The organism is Sphaerimonospora mesophila, from assembly GCF_001417795.1.
GTDB lineage: Bacteria > Actinomycetota > Actinomycetes > Streptosporangiales > Streptosporangiaceae > Sphaerimonospora > Sphaerimonospora mesophila.
In genome coordinates this window covers 213,288-230,702 of sequence record NZ_BCBX01000039.1, presented here as the reverse complement: position 1 = coordinate 230,702, position 17,415 = coordinate 213,288, and the positions used below count along the sequence as shown (strand labels likewise).

Here is a 17,415-nt window from a genome sequence, read left to right as displayed (position 1 = left end):
GGCGGGATGACCCGTGTCGTGGGACGGGGACACCTTCACCGAGCTGGCCTACCTCGGCCAGGCCGTACAGGCGATCGGCGACAGCCCGAGCCCGCAGGAGGCGGCACGGCTGCTGTGCGAGGTGGCGGTCCCCAGGCTGGCGGACGCCGCCGCGGTCTACGTCGAGGGCGAGGCGCGGCACCGCGTCGACCCGGCGCGAAGGTTGCCGCACCGGTGGTCCGGCGAGCTGCCGCGCGGTCCTGAGCTGCTCGATGAGCATCTGATCGCCGTGCCGCTGCGCGCGTACGGCAAGCCGGTCGGCTGCGCCCTGTTCGCCAGGGACCGGGCGCGCCCGCCGTTCGACGAGGGAGACGTGCTCGTGGCGGGCCAGTTCGGTGTCCCCGCCGCGCTCACGATCTTCCATGAGCGGCTGCACCGCCAGCAGCTCGAGACCGTGGAGATCCTCCAACGGGGGATCCGCCCCGAGAGCCCGCCCGATCTGCCCGGGGTCGACATCTCCTTCCGCTACCGGCCGGCGGCGGAACGGGTCGGCGGCGACTGGTTCGACGTGATCCCGCTTCCGGGCAGCAGGGTCGCCCTGGTCGTGGGCGACGTCATGGGCCACGGCCCGGCCGCCGCCGCGGTGATGGGCCGGCTCCGTACGGCGGTGCAGACCCTGGCCTCGCTCGATCTGCCCGCCGAGCAGGTGCTCCACTCGCTCGACGAGATCGCGCAGCGGCTGGCCGACCAGACGCTCACGACCTGTGTCTACTGCGTCTATGACCCCGTGCTGCGCCGCTGCACGATCGCCAGCGCCGGGCATCCGCCGCCCGTCCTCATCGGATCGGACGGCCGGACGGAGGTGCTGTTCCCGCCACGCTGCCCGCCGATCGGTCTCGGCCGCACGCCGTACGAGACGATGGAGATCGCGGCGGACGACGGCAGCATGCTCGTCCTCTACACCGATGGGCTCGTGGAGGAGCGCGGCAGGGACATCGGCCAGAGCGTCGAGGAGCTGCGCGGCAAGCTCTCCCGGCCCGCTCCGATCGAGGAGATGTGCGACCGGGTGCTGCCCGCGGTCCATGCCGACGACGTCACGCTGCTGGCCATCAGGTTCCGCGGGATCCCGAGCGAACACGTCGCCCAGTGGCTGATGGAACCGCAGCCGATGACCCCGGCGCGGGTGCGCGGCCTGGTCAGCCGCACGCTGACCTCCTGGGGGCTCGAACAGATGGTCCCGGTGGCGCAGCTCCTCGCGTCCGAGCTGGTGACGAACGCGGTGCGCCGGACCTCCCGGCCCATCACGATCAGGCTGCTGCGCACCGATGTGCTGCTGTGCGAGGTGAGCGACGACGACCACCGGATGCCCGCGCTGCACGAGCCCGGCCTGCTCGACGAGTACGGCCGGGGGCTTTACCTGGTCAGCCAGCTCGCCGAACGCTGGGGGACCACCAGGGTCGCCGGCGGCAAGACCGTCTGGTTCTCGATGCAGTTGCCGGCCGAGACCGCCTCCAGGGGACCGTGATCCGGCACGCGCACTTAATCACGTCCGGGGTCACGTCCGAGGCGATGTCCGAGGCCATGTCCGGGATCACGTTGGGATGCGGTCGCGAAGTCCTATACACTGGCGTGGCGCCGCGATCGCAGCGGTGCGAGGGGCTATAGCGCAGCTGGTAGCGCACCTCCATGGCATGGAGGGGGTCTGGGGTTCGAGTCCCCATAGCTCCACCGGTTCGAGGCGGGGAAGGTTTCGTTCCCCGCCTTTCATCGTGGTCACCTCCGGCGGGTCCGCCATTCTTCGGCGAGCATGGCGTAGACGTACTCGTCGCCCCACTCGCCCTTGAAGATCTCGTTCTGTACGAAGTGCGCCTCGCGTCGCATGCCGAGTCGTTCCATCAGACGCCAGGACGGCTCGTTGCGCGGGTCGCAGCGGCCGATGACGCGGTGCAGCCCGAGCTCCTCGAAGCCCAGGCGCAGCATGACCTCGGCCGCCTCGCGGGCCAGGCCCTTGCCGTGGTAGTCGGGGTTGAAGACGAATCCCGTCTCGCCCTGGCGGTTCTCCTGGCTGAGCCACTCGAGGTTGACCTGGCCGACCACGGCCCCGGCCTCGGGCCAGTAGACCGCGAGCAGCAGGAGTTGCCCCTCCTCGGTCAGCGTGGTCTGCGTCGTCATCCTCTCCAGCGCCGTGCGGACCTGTTCCCGGTCGCGGGCCTCCCAGTAGAGATAGCGGGCCACCTCGGGCCGCGAATGGTAGGCGTACACGTCGTCGAAGTCGTCGTCGGTGAACGGGCGTAGTACGAGACGTTCGGTGATCAGGGGATAAACGGGACGCAACACGTCGTGATCCTAACCTCGCGGGCGCGCAGGTCGCCCATCGCCGCCGGGCGTGTGGAAGGTCCGGCGATAGGCCTGCGGAGAGACGCCGACGGCCGTGTGCAGGTGCTGGCGCAGTGACACCGTCGTGCCGAACCCGGATCTCCTCGCGATCTCGTCCACCGGCAGGTCCGTCGTCTCCAGCAGGTGACGGGCGTGCTCCACCCGCTGCCGGGTGAGCCACCTGGTCGGGCTCAGCCCGGTCTCCTCGCGGAACCTGCGGGTGAAGGTACGCACGCTCATGCGGGCGTGCCCGGCCAGGGCCGCGAGGTCCACCGGCTCGGCCAGGTTCTCCAGCATCCAGGCTCTCGTCCGCGTCGTGGTGGTGCCCGCCGGGTCAGGCAGCGGACGCTCGATGAACTGGGCCTGGCCGCCTTCCCGGAACGGCGGCGTGACGCAGCGCCGGGCCACCCGGTTGGCGACGTCGCTGCCGTGGTCGCGCCGGACGACATGGAGGCACAGGTCGATGCCCGCTGCGACTCCGGCGGAGGTCAGGATGTCGCCGGCGTCCACGAACAGCACGTTGGGATCGAGCCGTACGCGCGGGAACAGCGTTAGAGCGGTGCATCGGGCCTGGATCGTGGCGGCCGTCGCCTTCGTCGCCATCATCGGAGCCGCCGGCTTCCGCGCCACCCCGGGTGTTCTGATCAACCCGCTGCAGGACGAGTTCGGCTGGACCAAGGGGACGATCTCGCTCGCGGTCTCGGTGAACCTCATGCTCTACGGGTTGTGCGCTCCGTTCGCCGCGGCGCTGATGGACCGGTTCGGCATGCGCCGGGTGGTCTCGGCCGCGCTGCTGCTGGTCTCGACCGGCAGTGGCCTGACCGTGCCGATGACCGCGAGCCGGCAGCTCATCGCGCTCTGTGCCTGCTCGCGGCGCTCATGTCGGCCCGGATCGTCTCGAACGTACGGCAGGGCCGTCCGGCCGCCGTCCCGGTCCCGTGAAGCGGTCCGGTGAGCCCCGTCCCGTGAACCCGTCCGTGAACCCACGGCCCCGTGGAGCCGATCCGGTGATCCGTGCCGCTGCGGAGACGGGCGTTCCCGAAGTGTGACAGGGATCGTGCCCGGACATAGGGGCATATGCCGTACGCTCCCGAACGTGGCACCTGGGGACTATGGGAATAAGGCTGTTCCCACTTACATCGCGGCCGAGGCGGAGACGACACCTCTCCCGAAGATCACGGTCCCTGAGGCTCCACCGCCGTCGAGTTCCGGCAGGGGGCTCGGCGATCTGCCGATGCGCGTGGTCTATCGAGTGATCGCCGGTGCCGCCGCCGTCGTGGTGGTGGGCGCGGCCGCGGCCGTCGTGCTGCTCAGCGGGGACGAGCCCGCTCCCCGCGCCGAGGCGGCGGACGTCATGGACGTCCGGCGCACCCCGGCCCCGACCAGCGGGCAGACCGCGGATCCGACGGGGGAGCCGACCGTGGGGGCCCTGGCCGCGACGGCCGGCCCGGACGGCACCACCTCGCCCACGACCTCCGCTACGCCGAGCCCCACGCCCTCGGCGGCCCGGTCGCCGTCCGGGGGACGCAGCGCGATGGACGCCGCGTTATCGGACCCGAGGGTGCCGGCGCTGTCCGCGAGTACCCGTAAGCTGCGTCGGCTGCCGGGCCGCACCACCGCCACCCGAGGCCTGATCAAGGACCAGCGCTCCGGCGTGGCCTTCCCGCGGTTCGCCAAGGCGTGGAAGGCCGCCAGGGGCAAGCCGTTCGCCTCCCGCCAGATGCTGCCCGCGATCCGGGGATCGGAGTTCCGCGGGATGCTGGTCTCCTGCCCCGTCCCCATCCCCGTGCAGGAGAGCCTGCGCGACACCGCCTTCCTCGCGGCGCGCTGGACGCTCAACCATCAACCCTCCGGGGCGACGATCGCCTGGTCGGCCTCCCAGCCGCTCAAGGTCGGCAGGCGGGACGGCTGGCTGCTGGGATACCGCGTGAACTACACGATCAAGGGCAAGAAGCGGACGTCGATGGCGGCGGTCGCCCTGGTCGACATCCCCGGCAAGAAACCCGCCCTCGTGTTCGTCTCGATCCCCGACAGTCAGAAGAAGTACTGGAAGGACATCTACAAGGTGATGTCCTCCATCCACGTGCTGCAGAAGAAGAAGGACTAGCGGTCCACCCGTGGCCGGTAGGCTGCCCGGTGTGACCGAGCTCGTGCTTGCCTCCGCCTCACCCGCCCGGCTCGGCGTGCTGCGCGCCGCCGGGCTCGACCCCAAGGTGATCGTCAGCGGGGTGGACGAGGAGGCCGTCACCGCCGACACCCCGGGAGACCTCTGCCTCGCCCTGGCCGAGGCCAAGGCCGCCGCCGTGTCCCGGACCCTCGGCGACGGCCTCGTCATCGGCTGCGATTCCGTGCTCGAACTCGACGGCGTCGCGTACGGCAAGCCCGCCTCGCCGGAGGAGGCGGTGCGCCGCTGGCGGATGATGCGGGGGAGGACCGGCAGGCTGCTGACCGGGCACTGTGTCATCGATGTGGCGGGAGGCGGCATGGCCTCGGCCGTGGGCTCGACCGTCGTGCGGTTCGGCACGCCGAGTGACGACGAGATCGCCGCGTACGTCGCCAGCGGGGAGCCGCTGCGTGTCGCCGGGGCGTTCACCCTCGACGGCCTCGGTGGTTGGTTCGTCGACGGCATCGACGGCGACCACGGCAACGTGCTCGGGATCTCGCTGCCCCTGCTCCGGCGCCTGTTCGCCGATCTCGGGGTGCCCGTCACGCGCCTTTGGCGGTAGCCTGCCCCGCGTGAACGGGAATGATCGGCACGGTACCGGTGCGTCCGGGCGGCGTGGTCTGGGTGGTTTCGCCGACGGGATCGGCTACTGCTTCAAGGGACTCGGCTGGATCGTCAGGCATCCCAAATGGTGGCTGTTCGGCCTGATCCCGGCTTTGATCGCGCTCGTTCTCTACGTGGTAGCGCTGATCTGGCTCGGCACGCACGCGGGTGACATCGCCGCCTGGGCCACGCCCTTCGCCGACGACTGGGGCTGGCGCGACACGTTCCGGGTCCTCGCCGGCATCGTCGTCTTCGTGGCCGGTCTCGGCCTCGCCGTACTGACGTTCACGGCGGTGACGCTGGTCATCGGGGAACCGTTCTACGAGAAGCTCTCGGAGAAGGTGGAGGAGGACCTCGGTGGGCTGCCCGACGGGCCGGACCAGCCCTTCTGGCGGTCGTTCTTCCGGTCCATCCGAGACAGCATCATCACGCTCGGGTATGTCCTGATGTTCACGATCCCGCTGTTCGTGCTCGGATTCGTGCCGGTGATCGGTCAGACCGTCGTGCCGGTGCTCGGCGCGATGGTCTCGGGCTTCTTCCTCACCGTGGAGCTCACCGCCCTGGCGATGGAACGCCGGGGCCTCGCACGCAAGGAGCGGTTCGCCCTGCTCCGCTCGAACAAGGCGGTCTCGCTCGGCTTCGGCGTCCCCATCTTCCTGGCCTTCCTCGTGCCGCTCGTCAGCGTGGCACTCATGCCCGCCGCCGTGGCCGGCGCCGCCATGCTCGTCCGCCTGCACCTGGCGCGGCCCACGCCGTGAGCGGTGTCCGCCGCGACGGCGGGCGTCGACGGCTCGTGGGGAGGTTCTCCACAGGGCGGGTGGATTCCGACCGATCTGTGTGGGTGGGGTGGCCGGGATTTTCCACAGCGGGACGTTCGGGGGGAGAGCGGGGGAGCCCGGCGGGCAGGCTTTGGCCCCATGACCGCTACACGGAAACTCGTGCTCTCCACTCCGGCGGACATCCTCGCCGCCGTGCCGTACCTCATCGGGTTCCATCCCGCCGACAGCCTCGTCGTCACCGGCTTCGCCGGGCGGGCGCTGCGGCTGAGCACGCGATGGGACCTGCCGTCCCGTCCCGGAGATCTCGACCCGCTCGTCCCGCTGCTGCGGCGCGAGCAGGTCACGATGGCCATCGTGGTCGGGTACGGCTCGGGCCGCCTCGTGACGCCCGCCGTCGACGAGGTCATGCGGCGGCTCGCGCAGGCCGGCATCGGCGTGGCCGAGGCGCTGCGAGCGGACGAGGGCCGCTACTGGTCGTACGCGTGCGCCGACCCGGCCTGCTGTCCGGCCGATGGCACGCCGTACGACCCGGAGTTCAGCCACGTGGCCGCCGAGGCCGTCGTGCACGGGCTGGTCGCGCTGCCCGACCGCGTCAGCCTGAGGCGCTCGCTCGAACCGTCCGGCGGAGCGGCCATGCGGGAGGCCACCCGGCGCGTCGTGGCCGACCTGCGCACCAGGCTGGCCGGAGCGGGCACGCCCACCGACGGATTCGCCGCGGTGTTCGTCGCCGACGGCCTGGCCCGGGTCCGGGCCGCGATCGAGAGGTACGCCTCCGGCGGCCGGTTGGACGACGACGAGGCGGCCCGCCTCGGCTTCGATCTCGCGGTCATCCGGATACGGGACGAGGCGTGGGCGCTGTTCGACGACCGCGACGCGCATTCGATCCTGTGGCGGGACCTCACGCGCAGGCTGGAGCCGTGCTGCGTCGCTCCCGCCGCCTCACTGCTGGCCGCCGCTGCCTGGCGCGCGGGAGACTGCGCGCTGGCGAGCATGGCCCTGGACCGGGCGCTCGCCGCCGACCCCGGCTACTCCATGGCGATCCTGCTGCGGCAGGCGCTGGCGCATCTGCTGCCGCCGGACGCGTTACGCGACCGCATGCCCTCACCCGAGGACATCGACATCGAGATGGGCCCGCCCAACTCGGGATGGCTGGCGCCGCTGTGCGCTCTGCTGGGGGAGGAACCGTCCGCGCTGGCGGGCTGAGCCGGCGATGCCTAGGCGGGTTCCCCGCTCTCGGCCTGGCGACGCCGTTCGTTGTAGGCCCGCATCCGTGCAGGATAGCCGGTGAGCTGCACGTCGTAGACCGGCAGCGCGAGATCTCTGGCGACCTTGCCGATCACCGCCGGCGCTCCGACACGGCGGCGGGTCCATTCCCCGTCGTGCGCCACGGCGACGGCCGTGGTCTCGGTCGCGAAGGTCTCCGGTTCGACGTAGAACTCGACACCGCGCCGGGTCTTGGCGAACTCGATGAGCGCCTCGATGTCCTCATCGGTCGCCGAGCGGTCGAACTTGGCGACACGTGGTCCGCGCCGTCGTCTCAGGCCGTAGCGATCTCGCCATCCCATATCGTTTTTATACCTTCCCGCAATCACGAACGCGTTAAGGACTTCTCCGGGCCATGTCGGGGATTTCCCTGATGCCGGCACGCTCCGCCTCGCCGAAGATGGAGGCAGACTCGAGATAGGGCCGGTCACGACCATTGACGGCCACTGACGGAAGGCGATGCTTTGATGCCGGCGGCAGCGAAACCACGGTGGCAGGGGCACGGGCCCGTGCCGCACCCGCAGCTACGCGTGTCCGACGCGGACCGTGATCAGGTGGTCGAGCACGTGAAGGCGGCCTTCGCGGCGGGCAGGATCGACAAGATCGAGATGGACGAGCGGCTGGATCGGGCCATGACCGCGCGCACGCACGCGGACCTCATGCCGATAATGACCGACCTGTACGGCTCACGCCCCGCCTACGTGCCGCCCCCGCCGACCTATCCCGGGCCGGCCGCCGAATCCCGCGACCGCCTTCTCGGGGCCGGGGCGCACCTGCTGGCGCTGACCGGCCTGGTCGTGATCGGCCCGCTGATCATGATGCTGGTGGCGGGCAGTGGTTCGCCGTATGTCAGGAGGCAGGCGGTGGAGGCGCTGAACTTCCAGCTCACCGTGCTGGGCGCCACGATCCTGCTGCCGTTCACCGTCGTCGGCATCATCCTGATCCCGGTCATCTGGGTCCTGTGGTTCGTGCTGTCCATCGTCGCGGGGGTGTCGGCCGTCTCCGGCACCGAGTTCCGCTATCCGATGACGCTCCGCCTGGTGAAATGAAGCCGATGCGGTGAGCCCGTGAAACAGGTGGCCGCTCAGGGCAGGAGCGCGCGGACCGCCTCGACCGTGTCGGCCTCGTCGGGCCGCTTGTCCGGCCGGTAGCGCAGCACGCGGGCGAATCGCAGCGCCATCCCGCCCGGATAACGGCTCGACCGCTGGACGCCGTCGAAGGCGATCTCCACGACGAGCTCGGGTTTGACCGTGACCACCCAGTCGTCGGCCGGGCCTTCGGCCAGCCGCAGAAACTGCTGGGTCTGCCAGGTCAGCAGCTTGTCGGTCAGCCCCTTGAAGGTCTTGCCGAGCATCACGAAGCCGCCGTTCTCGGGGTCGAGGGCGCCCAGATGGAGGTTGGACAGCCACCCCTGGCGCCGGCCGCTGCCCCATTCGGCGGCCAGCACCACGAGGTCCAGGGTGTGCCGCGGCTTGACCTTGATCCAACCGGCTCCGCGCCGCCCCGCCGCGTACGGCGTGCGCGGCGACTTCACCACGACGCCCTCGTGGCCGCGCCGCAGGGCGTCGGCGAAGAACTCCTCGCCCTCCTCCGCGTCGGCCGTGACGAGGCGCGGGGTGATCAGCTCCGCCGGCACGGCCGCCTCCAGCGCGGCGTGCCGCTCCTCGTCCGGCAGATCGAGCAGGTCGGCCCCGCCGACGCGCAGCGCGTCGAAGAAGAAGACGCTGAGCGGCACCGCCGCACGCAGTTCGTCGCCCCCGGTCTTGCTCGCGACCCGGCCGGAGGTGACCTGGAAGGGCTCCGGGCGGCCGTCGGGCCGCAACGCGATCACCTCGCCGTCGAGCACCAGGTCGGTGTGGGGCAGTGCGGCGACGGCCTCGACCAGTTCGGGGACCTGAGCGGTGATCTCGTCGAGCGTCCGGGTGAACACCGTCACCTGTTCGCCTCGCCGGTGGGCCTGCACCCGCACCCCGTCGAGCTTCCACTCGATCGCGGCCGGCCCCCCGATCTTCTCCAGCGCGGCGGCGACGCTCGGCGCGCTCTGCGCGAGCATCGGCGCGACCGGGCGCCCCACCTCGAGGCGGAACGCGCGCAGCGCCGCGACGCCGCCGCGCAGCGCGGCCGCCCCCACCGCGGGCAGCCAGCCGCGCAGGGTCAGCGCGCGGCGGACCTCGGCGGCGGGGACCTGCGCGGCCTTGGCGATCGCCTCGACCATCACGCCGCCCTGCGCGCCCTGGCGGAGCTCTCCCGTCAGCAGCCGCTTCAGGAACGACTGCTCCTGCCGGGTGGCCGCGGCGAAGAGCTCGGTGAGCAGCCCCCGGCGTGCCGCCTGCGAGCCCGGGCCGGCCTGAGATCCGATCCGTTGGAGCAGCGCGTCGACCTGGTCGAGGGTCATCGTGGCGACCTGGCGCGGCTCGGGCAGGTCACGCAGGCTCCGCCAGCCCACGCCGATCTGACGCTGCCGCAGCTCACCGGCGAGGTAGGCGATCGCGATCTCCGCCTCGTCCGGTCTTACCCGGCTCAGCAGCTCGGCCAGGTGCCCGATCTTGGCCGTACGGGCCCGGTCCACGGCGACGGCCGCCGACGTGCGGGCGAGGTCGATCAGCAACACACCGTAATCCTGCCTCACGACCGCCGGGTCCGGCCACGGGAGGGTGGTGTCAGCTGTAATGGCGCATGTCCGGCCACAGCCCGGCCCAGGGCCGGAGGGGCTCGCGGCAGACGGTGAGCGGCCGGCCCTGTTCCTCGCCAGGCAGCCCGTCGAGGGTCGCGGCGAGCGAGCAGTCGGCGAACGCGCCGGCGAGGGCACGGGGCGGGACACCGACGAAGACGGCGGTCCGGGCGCTCTCCGGCGGCGGCCCCCACCACCACAGCTCGTTGTGGGGACTGTGGACGGGCGGCAGCCCGAACTCCTCCGCCCACCGGTCGAGCGCTCCCGCCTGCCCGTAGTTCGACGCCACCAGCACGGCGCCGGCCCGCTCCGCCGCCGCAAGCCCGTCCACCACCCGGCCGACCTGCCGGGCGAGATCGTGCATCCCGACGGACTCGCGGGCCACCTCGTTCATCTCGGCGACCGGGGTGCCGCCGATGGACCCGGCAGGGATGACGGGCAGCGCCGTCACGATCGCGGTCACCGCGCCGACCGCCAGCGCGGCCGCCAGCGTCCGCCGCCGAAGCGGCCGATCCCGCTGCCACCGGGCGGCGGCGACGCAGCCGGCCGCGAACAGATAGAGCAGGAACCCCACCGTGTAGTCCGGCCGGCCGCCGGACAGCAGCGTCAGCGCGCAGCCCAGCGGGTAGGCGATCGCGAACGCCCGCGTCGCCCGGCCGCGCCACAGCCCGATCCAGCCCGCGACACAGAGCACCGCCTGGGGCGGGCCGAGCAGCACGAGCTGCAGCGGCACGAAGGCGATCCGGTTGTCCGCGCCCTCGTCGATGCGGAGGGCCTCGGCCATCTGCAACTGGGGCCAGTCATGGGTCACCTGGTAGACCAGGTTGGGCGAGGCGATCACGATCGCCAGCAGCGCGCCGAGCCACAGCCGACGGTCCCGCAGCACCTCGCGCGGACCGGCCGCCAGGAGGCCCACGCCGACGCCGCCCAGCAGCATCACGATCAGGTGCCGGTTGTAGGTGGCCGCACCGGCGATCACACCCAGCGCGATCCAGTAGCGCCCGTCGCCGCGCAGGAGCACACGCGCCAGGCACAGCGCGGCGGCCGCCCACAGCGTCATGTCCGGGGTCAGCGTCAGCAGCGAGTGCCCGGCGACCAGGGGGAAGACTCCGACGGCGGTGCCGACGGCGGCCAGGAGCTGTGCCGTACGGTCCCCGCCGAACTCCCGCGCGAGGAGGGCGACGAGCACCACGAGGAGCCCGGCCAGCAGGGCGGGGACGATCCGCAGGGCGACCACCGTGTCGCCGAAGACCGCCGTGGACACCCGGGCGATCGTCGGGGTGAGCGGTGGGGTATCGAAGTAGCCCAATCGGGGGCGCTCGCCCAGCAGCCGGAAGTACAGCTCGTCGCGGTGGTAGCCGTACCAGGGGCTGACGGCGAGCAGCACCGCGACGACCGCCAGCGCGATCGCCGCGATCGGACGCCGGGCGAGCGGCGGGGGGAGCCGGGTGTCGGGGGTGGATTCGGCGACCGAGATCACCCGACCATCATCGACGCCGGCGGCCCGCCGCGCCAGACCGGTAGGTCAGCCGACGCCGAGCAGGTCGACGACGAAGATGAGCGTCTCGCCCGGCTTGATGACGTTGCCGGCGCCGCGGTCGCCGTACCCGAGGTGCGGCGGAATCGTGAGGCGGCGCCGCCCGCCGACCTTCATGCCGACCACGCCGCGGTCCCATCCGGGGATGACCCGGCCGCCGCCCAGCGGGAACTGGAACGGCTGGCCGCGGTTCCACGACGCGTCGAACTCCTCGCCGGTGGAGAAGGCGACCCCGACGTAGTGCACGGTGACGTCCTGTCCCGCCCTGGCCTCGGGCCCGTCCCCCTCGACGAGGTCGACGATCTGCAGGTCGGCGGGCGGCTCGCCCTCGGGGAAGTCGATTTCGGGCTTCTCCGCTGTCACGTGCGTCTCCTGTCCTCTCACGCCGGGGCTTCCGGCCGGTGATCGACTCTACCGGTCGGACCCGTCGTACCGTGCCGTGTCCCGGCTCGCGCCCCGATCCGTACCCATCTCCGTGCCCATCTCCGGGCCCGTCGCCGTGCCCTTCGCGCCCGCCGCCGGGCCCGCGGTCGGCGGGCGTTCGACGACGACGGTGTCCGCGGGCGCCAGCCCGCCCTGCAGCAGGGCCTGGGCCCGATCCAGTACGGAGGCACCTACCAGCACGTCGTACCGTCCCGCCACGATCGAGCTGCGGGACGAGAAGTCGCGTACGCCGCCCGTGAACGCATGGCTGACGAAACCGAAGGCGGCGCCGGCGATGGCGCCCCAGAGGATCGACCACAGCACCAGCCAGATGAAGGAGGTCGTGGTCGTGGTGAACAGCCCCAGGAAGAGACCGACGACGAAGCCGAAGACCGCCCCGGTGATCAAACCGGTCAACGCGGCCCTGCCGTTGGTGAGCCGCCCGGTGACGGTCTCCTCCAGGCGCAGGTCCGTGCCGACGATGGTGGCCGTCTCCACCGGGAAACCGGCGTCGGACAGGGTGTCGACCGTGCGCTGGGCCGCCGCGTAGTTGTCGTAGCTGACCAGCAGTCGCTGGTCGGCCGCCGAAGTGAGCCGTCCCCTGGCCGGGGAATCCAACATTTTCGCCTCCGCGGGTAGTGCGGTCGTTGCATGACCGCACTACCCGCCGGACAGTGGATATGCCTGTCCGGGCGGCGACGGCGGGCTCACCAGCTCTGGTGGAGCGGCATGCCCTCGCTGTATCCGGAGGCGCTCTGCACGCCCACGACGGCCCTCTCGTGGAACTCCTCCAGGTCGGTCGCGCCCGCATAGGTGCAGGACGACCGCAGCCCGGCGACGATGGCGTCGATCTGGTCCTCGACGCTCGGCCGCGCGGGGTCCAGATACATCCGCGACGTCGAGATGCCCTCCTCGAACAGCGCCTTGCGCGCCCGCTCGAACGGCGAGTCGTCGGCGGTGCGCAGCCGTACGGCACGGGCCGAGGCCATGCCGTAGTTCTCCTTGTACGCGCGGCCGTCGGGCGCGATCCGGGTGTCGCCCGGCGACTCGTACGTCCCCGCGAACCACGAACCGATCATCACGTTGGACGCGCCGGCCGCCAGCGCGAGCGCGACGTCGCGCGGATGGCGCACACCGCCGTCGGCCCACACGTGACGTCCCAGGGCACGGGCCTGCGCGGCGCACTCCAGCACGGCCGAGAACTGCGGCCGGCCCACGCCGGTCATCATCCGGGTCGTGCACATCGCGCCGGGCCCGACGCCGACCTTGACGATGTCGGCCCCCGCCTCGACCAGGTCGCGGACCCCCGCGGCGGTGACCACGTTGCCCGCGGCGACCGGCACGGCCGGGTCGAGCGCGCGGACCGCCCGGAGCGCGGTCATCATCTTCTCCTGGTGGCCGTGGGCGGTGTCGACCACGAGCAGGTCGGCGCCCGCTTCCACCAGTTCCTTGGCCTTGGCGGCCACGTCGCCGTTCACGCCGACGGCGGCGCCGATGCGCAGGCGGCCCTCCGCGTCGACGGCGGGCCGGTAGAGCGTGGAGCGCAGCGCTCCCGTACGGGTGAGGATGCCGACGAGGGCGCCGTCGGCGTCGACCACCGGGGCGAGCCGGTGCCGCCCCTCGTGCAGCGCGTCGAACGCGGCCTGCGGGTCGATCCCGCGCGGCAGCGTCTGCGGCGAGGCCGACATGACCTGGGAGAGCTGGGTGAACATGTCCACCCCCTGGCAGTCGGCCTCGGTGACGACCCCGACCGGGCGGTTCTGCCAGTCCACGACGATGATCGCGCCGTGCGCCCGCTTGGGCAGCAGACTCAGCGCCTCGCCGACCGTGTGGTGGGCCGTCAGCGTGATCGGGGTGTCGTGGACCAGGTCGCGGCCCTTCACCCACTGGACGACCTCGGCCACCACGTCGATCGGTATGTCCTGCGGAAGCACGGCGATGCCGCCGCGGCGGGCCACGGTCTCCGCCATGCGGCGCCCGGCCACGGCGGTCATGTTGGCGACCACGATCGGGATCGTGGTGCCGGTGCCGTCGTTCGTCGAGAGATCGACGTCCAGGCGCGACCCGATCGCCGATCGGGAGGGCACCATGAAGACATCGCTGTACGTGAGATCGTAGGGCGGCGTCACATCATTGAGGAATCGCACGTTTGTCCAGCCTATGCGGTGAGTGGTCATAGTCGGGCATTCCCGGCCCGGGACGAGGGGAGACCCGGGCACCGGATACATTGACCTCGCCTGAGAGGAGAAGCTGTGATCATCGTGGACCGGCCGGAGGTGCTCGTCGTCGGTTACGCCGTACGGACGACAAACGCGGCGGAGGCCGACCCGGCGCGTGCCCAGCTGCCGGGACTGTGGACGCGCGCCGGATCTCCCGGGGCGTTCGCCCATGTGCCGGGCCGGGTCGACGAGAACCTCTACGCGGTGCTGACGGACTACGAGAGCGACCACACCGGGGCCTACACCCAGATCGTGGGCATCGCCGTACGCACGGCGGCGCGGCTGCCCGAGGGCATGGTCGCCGTACGGGTCCCCGGTGTCCCGGCCATGCTGTTCGAGGCACGGGGCCAGATGCCGGGCGCGCTGCTCGAGACGTGGCAGCAGGTGTGGAAGCACACGGAGTCGGGCGGCACCCCGGTGCGGGCCCACACCACCGACCTCGAGGTGCATCACCCGGCCGGGGTCGACCTGTACGTGGCGGTCCTGCCGTCGTTCGGAGAATCCTGATCAGGCCAGCACACCGGCCTCGCGCAGCGCCTCGGCCTCGTCCTCCGGCAGGCCCCACTCGGTGAGGTCGTACAGGCGGGTGGCGGGCGCCAGGTCGCCGGGTCCCCGTTCGACGCCGAGCAGGCGCGGGGCGGGGGCGGGCTGCGGCACACCGCCGATCTCCAGGAACGTCTCCCGCGCCCGGTTGTGCGGATGCGCGACGGCCTCGTCCACGTCCAGCACGGGGAAGACGCAGGCGTCCGATCCCTCGAAGACCCGCTCCCACTCCGCCCGGGTCCTGGACCGGAAGATCGCGGTGAGCCGATCACGCAGCAGCGGCCAGCCGGCCGGGTCGTCCCGGCTCGGCAGGTCGGCCACGTCAGCCACCCGGCCCATCCGGTCGAGCATCTCCGTCCAGAACCGCGGCTCCAGCGGCCCGACCGCCAGGAACCCTCCGTCGGCCGTCTCGTACGTGTCGTACATCGGCGCGCCGGTGTCCAGCAGGTTGGTGCCGCGCGGACCCCAGTGGCCGTCGGCGATGCCGGTGTAGAACATCGCGAACAGCAGCGCCGCGCCGTCCACCATCGCGGCGTCGATCACCCGGCCCCGCCCGGTGCGCTCGCGTTCGAACAGGGCGAGCAGCACGCCGTAGGCCAGCATGAGGCCGCCGCCGGCGAAGTCACCGAGGAGGTTGACGGGGGGAGTGGGTTTGCCGCCCGCCCGGCCGAGCCGCGACAGCACACCGGAGATCGCGATGTAGTCGATGTCGTGCCCGGCAGCCGACGCGAGCGGCCCTTCCTGGCCCCAGCCGGTCATCCGGCCGTAGATCAGCCGTTCGTTCACCGCGTGCAGGTCGGCCGGACCGATCCCCAGCCGCTCGGCGACACCGGGCCGGAACACCTCGATCAGGACGTCGGCGCCGGCGGCCAGCCTCTTGAGCGCCGCGACGCCCTCGGGTGACTTCAGGTCGAGCCCGATCGTGCGTTTGCCGCGGTCCATGACGTCCCGCCGGGGCACGTCGGTGACCGCCTCGACCCGGTCGATCCGCAACACCCGCGCGCCGTGGTCGGCCAGCATCATGCCGGCGAACGGTCCGGGCGCCAGACCGGCGAGTTCCAGCACCTTCACCCCGGCCAGCGGGCCGTTCCGGGGCTCCTCCATGATGTCCTCCGCGATGTCCTCCGCGCTCGACCGCACCGGGTCGTGTCCGGGACGCTCCCCACGCGGAGAGTAGAACATGCTTCGGTTGCCGACGTCGTGCGAATTGCCGGAAACAGACCCCCGGCTCGGTCGAGGAATCGAAAAGAGATACGATCTACCCTTCGACGGCGTCGTTCCCCCGGCGTCGCGGACGATCCGGAGAGTTTTCACGGGCGTAACGTGTCGGCTCTGGTTTGCGACGTTCTCGGGGGATAGCGTGCAAGGGAGTGTCCGGTGGATCTTTGCCGTAGCGAGGATCGGCCAGACGAACGTGCCGCAGGTAGGCAGGGAGATCGGCCGGACACGGCCCGGAGGCGATCTCACGATCCAGGGGGTGGTTCCATGCCAGAGCGCACGGCCAGTATGACCGCCCATGCGAAGGCGGTCGAGCAGATCAGGGAATCTTATGCGGCGATCCCGGAGGGCGCCGCGCCCCGCCTCGCCAAGGCCACCACGAACCTGTTCCGCTTCCGCGCACCCGCCAAGACGGCCGCGCTGTCCGCCCGCGACCTCGACCAGGTGATCCAGGTCGATCCCTCGACGATGACGGCCGAGGTTCAGGGCATGACCACGTACGAGCACCTGGTCGACGCGACCCTGCCGCACGGGCTCATGCCGTACGTGGTGCCCCAGCTCAAGACGATCACGCTGGGCGGCGCGGTCACCGGACTCGGCATCGAGTCGACCAGCTTCTCCCGCGGCCTGCCGCACGAGTCCGTGGAGGAGATGGAGATCCTCACCGGGGACGGCCGCGTCGTCGTGGCCCGGCCCGAGGGCGAGCACGCCGACCTGTTCCGATCCTTCCCCAACTCCTACGGCACGCTCGGGTACGCCCTGCGGATCCGCATCAAGCTCGCCAAGGTCAAGCCGTTCGTGCGGCTGACCCACATCCGGTTCACCGAGGCGGACAAGTGCATGCTGGCCATGCACGAGATCTGCGAGAACCGCGCGTACGACGGCGAGCCCGTCGACTTCGTCGACGGCACCTACTTCGGGCCGAACGAGATGTACATCACGGTCGGCACGTTCTCGGACCGCGCGCCCTACACGTCCGACTACACCGGCATGCGGATCTACTACCAGTCCATCCGCAGCCGCTCCCGCGACTGGCTGACCATCCGCGACTACCTGTGGCGGTGGGACACCGACTGGTTCTGGTGCTCGCGGGCCTTCGGCGTGCAGCAGCCGCTGGTCCGCTCGCTGGTGCCGCGCCGCTGGCTCCGCTCGGACGTCTACCGCAGGCTCGTGGGGCTCGACCAGCGGTACGGCGTCACCGCACGTGTCGACCGATGGCGCGGCAACCCGGTGCAGGAGTCGGTCATCCAGGACGTGGAGGTGCCGGTCGAGCGGGGCGCCGAGTTCCTCGACTTCTTCTCCGGCGAGGTCGGGATGACGCCCGTGTGGATGTGCCCGCTCAAGTCCACGGCCGAGTGGTCGCTGTATCCGCTCGAGCCCGGCCGCCTCTACGTGAACTTCGGCTTCTGGGGCATGGTCCCGTTGCCGCGCGGCCAGTACGACGGCTACTACAACCGGCTGATCGAGCAGGCGGTTCACCGGCTCGACGGCCACAAGTCGCTGTACTCGACCTCGTTCTACGAACGGGAGGAGTTCTGGCGGCTGTACAACGGGGACGCCTACTGGCCCGTCAAACGCACGTACGACCCGGGCGGACGGCTGCTCGACCTGTACGACAAGTGCGTCCGGGGTAGATAGGC

General features: G+C 71.4%; 17 protein-coding genes, 1 tRNA gene and 1 pseudogene. 10 read left to right on the top strand and 9 right to left on the bottom strand.

Annotated features, from left to right (window positions below; translation table 11 throughout):
* Window positions 1-13 precede the first annotated feature (13 nt).
* Together AP234_RS21355 and AP234_RS21350 are read left to right on the top strand one after the other, a co-directional pair.
* A complete protein-coding gene (locus AP234_RS21355; RefSeq protein WP_055481446.1) occupies window positions 14-1,504 on the top strand; it encodes an ATP-binding SpoIIE family protein phosphatase in 1,491 nt (496 codons plus the stop codon).
* Between the two features lie 130 nt (window positions 1,505-1,634).
* Window positions 1,635-1,707: transfer RNA gene (locus AP234_RS21350), tRNA-Ala, on the top strand.
* Between the two features lie 45 nt (window positions 1,708-1,752).
* Here the strand turns inward: AP234_RS21350 and AP234_RS21345 are convergent.
* Window positions 1,753-2,316: a GNAT family N-acetyltransferase gene (locus AP234_RS21345; RefSeq protein WP_055481445.1), complete on the bottom strand. Its 564-nt coding sequence runs from the start codon at window positions 2,314-2,316 to the stop codon at window positions 1,753-1,755.
* A 9-nt stretch (window positions 2,317-2,325) separates the two neighbouring features.
* Window positions 2,326-2,904, bottom strand: a pseudogene (locus AP234_RS21340) (GlxA family transcriptional regulator); the annotation flags it as partial.
* A 10-nt stretch (window positions 2,905-2,914) separates the two neighbouring features.
* On the opposite strand from AP234_RS21340, the gene AP234_RS38795 reads away from it, so the two are divergent.
* The 5 genes from AP234_RS38795 (at window position 2,915) to AP234_RS21315 (ending at window position 7,104) form a co-directional block, all read left to right on the top strand.
* Window positions 2,915-3,310: an MFS transporter gene (locus AP234_RS38795; RefSeq protein WP_235558297.1), complete on the top strand. Its 396-nt coding sequence runs from the start codon at window positions 2,915-2,917 to the stop codon at window positions 3,308-3,310.
* A gap of 279 nt (window positions 3,311-3,589) precedes the next feature.
* Window positions 3,590-4,462: a hypothetical protein gene (locus AP234_RS21330; protein ID WP_055481443.1), complete on the top strand. Its 873-nt coding sequence runs from the start codon at window positions 3,590-3,592 to the stop codon at window positions 4,460-4,462.
* Window positions 4,463-4,493: 31 nt separating this feature from the next.
* A complete protein-coding gene (locus AP234_RS21325; protein ID WP_083502297.1) occupies window positions 4,494-5,081 on the top strand; it encodes a Maf family protein in 588 nt (195 codons plus the stop codon).
* Window positions 5,082-5,091: 10 nt separating this feature from the next.
* On the top strand, window positions 5,092-5,880 hold the full coding sequence (locus AP234_RS21320; protein ID WP_235558296.1) for an EI24 domain-containing protein: 789 nt from the start codon (window positions 5,092-5,094) through the stop codon (window positions 5,878-5,880).
* 159 nt (window positions 5,881-6,039) lie between these two features.
* Window positions 6,040-7,104: a DUF4192 domain-containing protein gene (locus tag AP234_RS21315; protein WP_055481442.1), complete on the top strand. Its 1,065-nt coding sequence runs from the start codon at window positions 6,040-6,042 to the stop codon at window positions 7,102-7,104.
* Between the two features lie 11 nt (window positions 7,105-7,115).
* On the opposite strand, the gene AP234_RS21310 is transcribed toward AP234_RS21315, so the two are convergent.
* Window positions 7,116-7,466, bottom strand: coding sequence for a hypothetical protein (locus AP234_RS21310; RefSeq protein ID WP_055481441.1), 351 nt, complete (start codon window positions 7,464-7,466; stop codon window positions 7,116-7,118).
* A gap of 165 nt (window positions 7,467-7,631) precedes the next feature.
* Between AP234_RS21310 and AP234_RS21305 the strand changes: the two genes are divergently transcribed.
* The gene (locus AP234_RS21305) at window positions 7,632-8,213 is read left to right on the top strand and encodes a DUF1707 and DUF4870 domain-containing protein (RefSeq protein ID WP_055481440.1); all 582 of its coding nucleotides are present in this window, start codon (window positions 7,632-7,634) and stop codon (window positions 8,211-8,213) included.
* Between the two features lie 35 nt (window positions 8,214-8,248).
* On the opposite strand, the gene AP234_RS21300 is transcribed toward AP234_RS21305, so the two are convergent.
* The 5 genes from AP234_RS21300 to AP234_RS21280 all read right to left on the bottom strand — a co-directional run bounded on the left by AP234_RS21300 (window position 8,249) and on the right by AP234_RS21280 (window position 13,942).
* Window positions 8,249-9,775 (bottom strand): ATP-dependent DNA ligase, encoded by a 1,527-nt coding sequence (locus AP234_RS21300; RefSeq protein ID WP_055481439.1) that lies wholly within the window; start codon window positions 9,773-9,775, stop codon window positions 8,249-8,251.
* A gap of 49 nt (window positions 9,776-9,824) precedes the next feature.
* A complete protein-coding gene (locus tag AP234_RS21295) occupies window positions 9,825-11,315 on the bottom strand; it encodes a glycosyltransferase family 39 protein (RefSeq protein ID WP_055481438.1) in 1,491 nt (496 codons plus the stop codon).
* A gap of 45 nt (window positions 11,316-11,360) precedes the next feature.
* Complete coding sequence (locus AP234_RS21290) at window positions 11,361-11,735, bottom strand: FKBP-type peptidyl-prolyl cis-trans isomerase (protein ID WP_055481437.1); 375 nt, start codon at window positions 11,733-11,735, stop codon at window positions 11,361-11,363.
* A 48-nt stretch (window positions 11,736-11,783) separates the two neighbouring features.
* Window positions 11,784-12,416, bottom strand: coding sequence for a general stress protein (locus AP234_RS21285; RefSeq protein WP_063843021.1), 633 nt, complete (start codon window positions 12,414-12,416; stop codon window positions 11,784-11,786).
* Between the two features lie 86 nt (window positions 12,417-12,502).
* The gene (locus AP234_RS21280; protein ID WP_055481436.1) at window positions 12,503-13,942 is read right to left on the bottom strand and encodes a GuaB1 family IMP dehydrogenase-related protein; all 1,440 of its coding nucleotides are present in this window, start codon (window positions 13,940-13,942) and stop codon (window positions 12,503-12,505) included.
* A 105-nt stretch (window positions 13,943-14,047) separates the two neighbouring features.
* On the opposite strand from AP234_RS21280, the gene AP234_RS21275 reads away from it, so the two are divergent.
* A complete protein-coding gene (locus AP234_RS21275) occupies window positions 14,048-14,521 on the top strand; it encodes an effector binding domain-containing protein (protein ID WP_055481435.1) in 474 nt (157 codons plus the stop codon).
* Here the strand turns inward: AP234_RS21275 and AP234_RS21270 are convergent, their stop codons facing one another.
* Complete coding sequence (locus AP234_RS21270) at window positions 14,522-15,661, bottom strand: CaiB/BaiF CoA transferase family protein (protein ID WP_055481512.1); 1,140 nt, start codon at window positions 15,659-15,661, stop codon at window positions 14,522-14,524.
* A gap of 381 nt (window positions 15,662-16,042) precedes the next feature.
* On the opposite strand from AP234_RS21270, the gene AP234_RS21265 reads away from it, so the two are divergent.
* Window positions 16,043-17,413, top strand: coding sequence for an FAD-binding protein (locus tag AP234_RS21265; protein ID WP_055481434.1), 1,371 nt, complete (start codon window positions 16,043-16,045; stop codon window positions 17,411-17,413).
* Window positions 17,414-17,415 lie beyond the last annotated feature (2 nt).

Excerpts from the sequence above, each read along its gene's own strand:
- AP234_RS21330 (WP_055481443.1), top strand. The coding sequence starts at position 3,590 with ATGCGCGTGGTCTATCGAGTGATCGCCGGTGCCGCCGCCGTCGTGGTG.
- AP234_RS21315 (WP_055481442.1), top strand. The coding sequence starts at position 6,040 with ATGACCGCTACACGGAAACTCGTGCTCTCCACTCCGGCGGACATCCTC.
- AP234_RS21310 (WP_055481441.1), bottom strand. The coding sequence starts at position 7,466 with ATGGGATGGCGAGATCGCTACGGCCTGAGACGACGGCGCGGACCACGT.
- AP234_RS21305 (WP_055481440.1), top strand. The coding sequence starts at position 7,632 with ATGCCGGCGGCAGCGAAACCACGGTGGCAGGGGCACGGGCCCGTGCCG.
- AP234_RS21285 (WP_063843021.1), bottom strand. The coding sequence starts at position 12,416 with ATGTTGGATTCCCCGGCCAGGGGACGGCTCACTTCGGCGGCCGACCAG.
- AP234_RS21270 (WP_055481512.1), bottom strand. The coding sequence starts at position 15,661 with ATGGAGGAGCCCCGGAACGGCCCGCTGGCCGGGGTGAAGGTGCTGGAA.
- AP234_RS21265 (WP_055481434.1), top strand. The coding sequence starts at position 16,043 with ATGCCAGAGCGCACGGCCAGTATGACCGCCCATGCGAAGGCGGTCGAG.